Genomic DNA, 6,413 nt, shown 5'->3' on the forward strand with positions numbered 1-6,413 from the left:
AGCAGCATTTGGACTTCAGAACCCACATTACCGTATGAGCAACTTTGTCGTTTCCGCCAGAAAGTACCGCCCCGCCCGATTCGATGAGGTGGTGGGGCAACAGCACGTTTCGCAAACGCTGAAAAATGCCTTGCAGAACGACCACCTTGCCCATGCTTTCCTATTCTGCGGGCCTAGGGGGGTAGGCAAAACGACTTGTGCCCGTATCCTGGCTAAAGTGCTGAACTGCCAAAATGTGACGCCTGACCACGAGCCTTGCGGCAACTGTGATTCCTGCAATGCCTTCAACGCTAACGCTTCTTTCAATATCACCGAGCTCGATGCAGCCTCCAACAACAGCGTAGAGCACATCCGTGCCCTCATTGAGCAGGTCCGTTTCCAGCCGCAGCAGGGCAAGTATAAGGTCTTTATCATTGATGAGGTGCATATGCTTTCACAGCAGGCCTTCAATGCCTTTCTGAAAACGTTGGAGGAGCCCCCTCCTTATGCGATCTTCATCCTGGCTACAACGGAGAAGCACAAGATCATCCCTACTATCCTCTCCCGTTGCCAGATTTTTGACTTCCGCCGTATCTTGGTGCCGGATATGGTCGCCCATCTGCAGGGGATCTGCGATACGGAGCATATTGATGCGGACAAAGATGCCCTGCATATCATTGGGCAGAAAGCAGATGGCGCCCTAAGGGATGCCCTTTCTATTTTTGACCGTATCGTATCCTTTTCGGGCAACCGCATCACCTACGATGATGTCATCGAGAACCTCAATGTGCTCGATTACGATTACTTCTTCCAGGTTGTAGATGCTTTGCTCACAGAAGACAGCACCCGGATGCTGCTGCTGTTCGACGAGATACTGCGCAAGGGGTTTGACCCTGATATCTTCTTGAGCGGCTTCTCCGAGCACCTGCGCAACTTGTTGGTCTGCAAAGACCCCGATACGCTTAAGCTCTTGGAGGTGAGCGGCAGCCTGCGCGACCGCTACGAAGAGCAGGCACGCTATACCCCGGCTCGGTTTATCCTTACCGCCCTCAATGTCGCCAATGAATGCGATTTGGGGTACCGCTTGGCGCGCAACAAACGCCTGCACGTGGAGCTGGCTTTACTGAAAATGACCTTCATCAACCGCTCTGTGGCCATAGGCGAAAGTGGGGCCACAGCAGTTATCCCGGAAAAAAAAACGGCTGACGTGAGCGCTGCTCCGCCTGCGCCCACAGCTCGGGCCGAAATGCCGCCTGCACCGCCACTGCCTGAAACTGCCGCAGCGCCTGCTGCCCAGCCAGAACCTGACAATGCTCCGCCTGCTGCCAAGCCTAGCAAACACAAACTGGGCGCCCTCAACTTGAGTGCTTTGCGCTCAGAATTGAAAGCCGAACAGCAGGAGGAGGAGCCCGAAAAAGTACAGCCTCTTGCCCTGCAGGGCGTGCAGCAGGCCTGGCAAGTTTATATCGATCAGGCAGAGCAGGAGTCGGTCAAAGTGATCATGAAAAATGCAGTGCTCGCCCTGAAAAGCGAGGAGGAAATCTCTGTCACGGTCTCTTCCCTCCTGGCCAAAGATACCATCCGGCAAGAGGGAGGCCTGGTAGAGTTTCTGCGCGAGCAGCTGTGCTTCCCCGCTCTGATGATGTCGATTGAGGTGGAAAAGCGCGAAGCGGAGGCCCCGCCCCCTAAGCCCAAACGGTTGATGAGCAGCAAAGAGAAATACCTCGCTATGAGGGAGACCAACCCGCTGCTCCAAGAGATGCAGCGCCGGTTTGATCTCCGCCCCGACGAATAAGCTATACTGTAGCCTTGCGGACACTTTGGGCTGGTGCCGGGCAACGAAACCTGGCATTCCACGATTTAAAGGTTAGAATGGATGCGCCGGGGCAGTTTAGTGGGGTACAATGAGCTGTTTTTAACCACGCGCAGGCTTTGCTTCAGGAGCTTAGCCTAAGCTAAGTGACTGGGAAAAGCATAGCCTGGGAAGGGGAGCGCCATGCTAACCCCGCAATGGCCCCCGGCGCACCAAGTCTATTACCTACAACCTCGCAGGCATGAACAACCAATCTTTGTGGTACCTCGAAAATGTTGACCTTACGGGGCTCCTATGCCCTCAAAAACTGTCTAAGGGAGCCTTGGACGCCCACGAGCACAAGTCTTTTGATAAAGGGGAGTACATCTACCTGCCCGATGAATATGCCGACCGGATGTTCTTCATCACAGACGGCAGGGTGAAAATTGGGACGTACAGCGGGCAGGGCAAAGAAATTGCCAAAGCCATCCTTGGCCCGGGGGAGGTCTTTGGAGAACTTTCGCTGATCGGCAAAGACCGGCGCCACGACTTTGCCTACGCCATGGAAGATACCCAAACTTGCGTGCTTACCGTATCTGATGTAAAGGCAATGATGAGAGTGCATAGTGCATTTGGCTTGTTCTTGCTAAAAACCATGGGGTCGCGCATGTTGGATATGGAGCAGCGTTTCCAGTCGCTTGTGTTCAAGGATTCCCGCACCCGTGTGCTAGAGTTCCTGCTTGGCCTGGCGCGGGAGAAAGGGCAGCGCGTAGGCTATGAAGTGGTGGTGCGCAAGTTTATGACCCACCAGGAAATGGCCAACCTCACAGCAACCTCCCGCCAAACCGTGACCACTATCCTCAACGAGCTGCGCAATAAAAACATCCTCACCTTCGACCGCCGCCGCCTGCTCATCCGGAATATCGAGGCGCTGCAGCAGGAAGCCCAAAATACGGCGAGCTGATTTTCTGTGCCCGCTCGCCGTTGGGGGGGGGCAGGAGATAAAGCTTATTAAGGCTAGCGGGATATGCTTTTGGGCCTGCCCCTGCCCAACGGCAGGTGCCGCTATGCTACGGGGCTCGCTCTTCGCTCGGCCCTAAGGGGCCTGCCGCCCCTCCGCAGCGCTAGTCCGTTGCCAAGGGGTGGCACCTCCCCACCGGGCAGCCTCACTGGCCTACCGGCAGGCTGTTTTTTTCTATTGGCAAGTAGGCAGCATTGTGGCTTTTTTGTATATTGTAGCATTGTCTGGGCTTTAGCTTGGCACGCCTAGCCCTACAAGCAGGTAGGCTCAGCCTGGGCAAAGTGGGAAAAAGAACGACAAATGAGGGTGGAAGTGCGTGTATTAGCGAGTTCATCGCTATTAAAAAAAAGAAAAAACAAATGACAAGAAACCAAGCAGAAACTAAACTGCAAACTACTTTCAATCTATCAAAATTTTATGATACCCAATGGGAAGTTATCGAAAGAGTTTTTAATGGCGAAAGAATTCTTTTGATTGAAAAAACGGGTTTTGGAAAATCATTGTGCTATCAGTTTCCTGCAACTCAATTTTCAGGAACAACAGTAATTTTTTCTCCATTGATTGCTTTGATGCGTGACCAAGTGAATAAGTTGCAACAGCTTGGTATAAATGCAAAATGTATAAACTCAAATCAGACATCCGAAGAAAACGAGCAGATAATTGAAGAAGCCAAAAACAATAAAATCAAAATTCTCTACATCGCACCCGAAAGAATGGAAAATGTAGAATGGCTTCAAGCAGCAAAGACGATGAATTTATCAATGGTCGTAGTTGATGAAGCACATTGTATATCAGTTTGGGGACATGACTTTAGACCAGCATTTAGAAGGATTATTAACCTTGTAAATCTACTGCCAAAAAACTTTCCTGTTTTAGCTACAACAGCTACGGCAACAAAAAGAGTTGAGGAAGACATAAAGAAGCAGATAGGAAAGAATATTGCTTCGTATAGGGGAAACCTCATAAGAGATAATCTAAGATTGTGGGTAGTTCATGTGGAATCGGAAGATGAAAAGATGATATGGTTAGGCAAGAATTTACCGAACTTAACAGGCAGCGGGATAATTTACACAGGCACACAGGTCAATACTGAAATCTATTCCAAGTGGTTCGAGTATCTAAATATCAATTCTACCTTTTACAATGGAGGGTTAGATTCTGAAACAAGACAAAGAGTAGAAGAAGGACTTCTAAATAATAGCTACAAGTGCGTTGTTTCTACCAATGCACTTGGAATGGGAATTGACAAACCAGATATCCGATTTATTATTCATACCCAAATTCCAGTTTCTCCAATTCATTATTATCAAGAGATAGGTAGAGCAGGTAGAGACGGAAACCCTTCTAATATTATTCTGTTTTACAACAAGAAAGATGACCTTGCTTTGCCACAAGCATTTATTGACGGTGGAAGACCTCCGATTAAAAAATATCAACGAGTTATTAATGTATTGAAGCGGGAAAGACTTGGTAGAAATGGTGTAATAAAGAAAACGAATATCAAGCAAACACAAATCAATGTAATCCTTTCAGACTTAATCGAACAGGGAATTGTAAATCAAGTAATTGAAGGAAGGCGAAAATATTACGAGTACAAGTTTAATGCCCCCGAACTAAACACCGAGCCATTTGAGACATTAAGGACTGCGAAGCAAACTGACTTTGCCAAGATGATTGAGTATGCAGAACTGACAAGCTGTAGAATGAAGTTTTTATGTGATTTTTTAGGAGATGATTTTTCTACTACATGTGGAGTATGCGATAATGACAGAGGAAAAAGACTTGGAATTACGATTACAAACGATTGGCAAAATAAATTGACGGATTTTAGGGAAAGCTATTTCCCAGTACTAAAAGTGGAATCAAGAACATCAAAAATTGTTAATGGTATCGCTGCTTCATATTATGGTGTGTCGAATGTAGGACAAGCATTGCATAATAGCAAATATCAAAATGGAGGAGATTTTCCTGATTGGCTGCTAAAACTAACTCTAAAGGCTTTTAGAAAACACTATGGAAAAGAGAGATTTGACGTAGTTTTGTACATTCCGCCAACTGAATCGGGAGATTTAGTCAAGAATTTTGCACAAAAGATTGCAAAAGTTCTTAAATTTCCTATTTCAGACGGACTGAAAAAGACGAGAGTGACAGACTCTCAAAAAATATTTCAGACAGGTTTACTAAAAAGGGATAACGTAAAGAATGCGTTTACCTTTGAAGATGCAAACGATTTAGTAGGGAAATCCGTTTTATTAGTGGACGACATCTATGATAGTGGTGCAACAATCAAGGAAGTCGGACGATATTTAACAAAATTAGGAGCAATAAAAATAGCACCTTTAATTATTGCCAAAACTGTCGGAGGTGACATATGAATAAGCTACAATTATCAGAAACGCCACATTGGATAACGATTGCTCATTTACCTAAATGGAGAACAGAGCAAAAAAATCGTTTAATAGTCAAGATTTTTCATGAAAGGGAATCGAATTTTGAAGAATTTTTTTCTTTAACACAATCTGAATGGATAAGAGATTTCGGACTTACCAAAAAAGAAACTTATTCTTTAGAAAAAGCAAAAGAAGAAATTCCTAATAACTCTTTCTATGCGGAAGACTTGATTTCACAGGGGTTTGAGGTAATACCTATTAATTCCAAAGAATTTTCCAACACACTAAAGAAAAATCTAAAAGTCAAGCACACTCCTCCAGTTATATATGCTAAAGGGAATAAACAACTTCTTTTAGAGAATTCAATTGCAATTGTCGGGTCAAGAAAAGCATCAAAAACTTCTTTAGATTTTACAGATAGCATTGCAAAAAAAGCATCAAAAGAATATAAAGTTGTAGTTAGTGGATTTGCTAAAGGAGTAGATAGACAAGCTCTTGATAGTGCATTGAAATATAACGGTCAAAGTATTATTGTTTTGCCTCAAGGAATAACAACATTTAAATCGGGGTTCAAGAAATATTATAAGGAAATAGTAGAAGGTAATTTACTTGTGTTAAGTACTTTTCATCCAAGAGCAAAATGGAGTGTTGGTTTAGCCATGGCAAGAAATCCGATAATTTATGGATTAGCAAATGAAATCTATGTAGCAGAATCAAGTCAAAAGGGAGGGACTTGGGAAGGTGTTCAAGACGGATTAAAAAAAGGAAGAACTATCTATGTAAGATATCCAAATCCAAAAGAGAAAAATGCAAACTTACTTCTAATCCAAAAAGGAGCTGTTGGAGTAGATTTCAAAGGAGATAAGGTGATTAATGGAAGTTATTCTGCTCCTGAACCTGTAATAGAAAAATTAAAAGAACCTGCTACTACCCCAATTAAAAAAGAGGTTGAATTAGATAACAATAGTTTATTTGACTTGCTCAAAGAAAATGCTTTCTCATCCAAAGAGATAATTAAAAAACTTCAATTAGATTGGTCATCAAGAAAAATGACTTCTTACCTAAAGAAATTGGAGAATATTGAAGTTCTGAAAAGCAAACCGCTTAAATTTCAACTAAAGAATAATTCAATAAAAACTCTCTTTTAAGAAGAGAGAAAAAAGAAAACAGCGATGAACAATGCATACCCGTCAAGCTGCCCTATGCGGGCAGCCTGCGGGTATGCGAGACG

4 protein-coding genes are annotated in these 6,413 nt (G+C 44.5%); all 4 read left to right on the forward strand.

Going from position 1 to position 6,413, the window contains the following annotated elements:
- Positions 1–34: 34 nt before the first annotated feature.
- The 4 genes from FRY97_RS15665 (at position 35) to FRY97_RS15680 (ending at position 6,330) form a co-directional block, all read left to right on the forward strand.
- Positions 35–1,774 carry a DNA polymerase III subunit gamma/tau gene (locus FRY97_RS15665; protein ID WP_147168501.1) on the forward strand — a complete coding sequence of 580 codons (1,740 nt, stop codon included), beginning with the start codon at positions 35–37 and terminating at the stop codon, positions 1,772–1,774.
- Positions 1,775–2,033: 259 nt separating this feature from the next.
- Positions 2,034–2,735, forward strand: a complete 702-nt coding sequence (locus FRY97_RS15670) for a Crp/Fnr family transcriptional regulator (RefSeq protein WP_147168502.1) — start codon at positions 2,034–2,036, stop codon at positions 2,733–2,735.
- Between the two features lie 416 nt (positions 2,736–3,151).
- Complete coding sequence (locus FRY97_RS15675) at positions 3,152–5,167, forward strand: RecQ family ATP-dependent DNA helicase (protein WP_147168507.1); 2,016 nt, start codon at positions 3,152–3,154, stop codon at positions 5,165–5,167.
- The gene (locus FRY97_RS15680; protein ID WP_147168503.1) at positions 5,164–6,330 is read left to right on the forward strand and encodes a DNA-processing protein DprA; all 1,167 of its coding nucleotides are present in this window, start codon (positions 5,164–5,166) and stop codon (positions 6,328–6,330) included. The genes FRY97_RS15675 and FRY97_RS15680 overlap by 4 nt, the downstream gene beginning before the upstream one ends.
- Positions 6,331–6,413: the final 83 nt, after the last annotated feature.

The organism is Phaeodactylibacter luteus, assembly GCF_007993045.1.
Lineage (GTDB): Bacteria > Bacteroidota > Bacteroidia > Chitinophagales > Saprospiraceae > Phaeodactylibacter > Phaeodactylibacter luteus.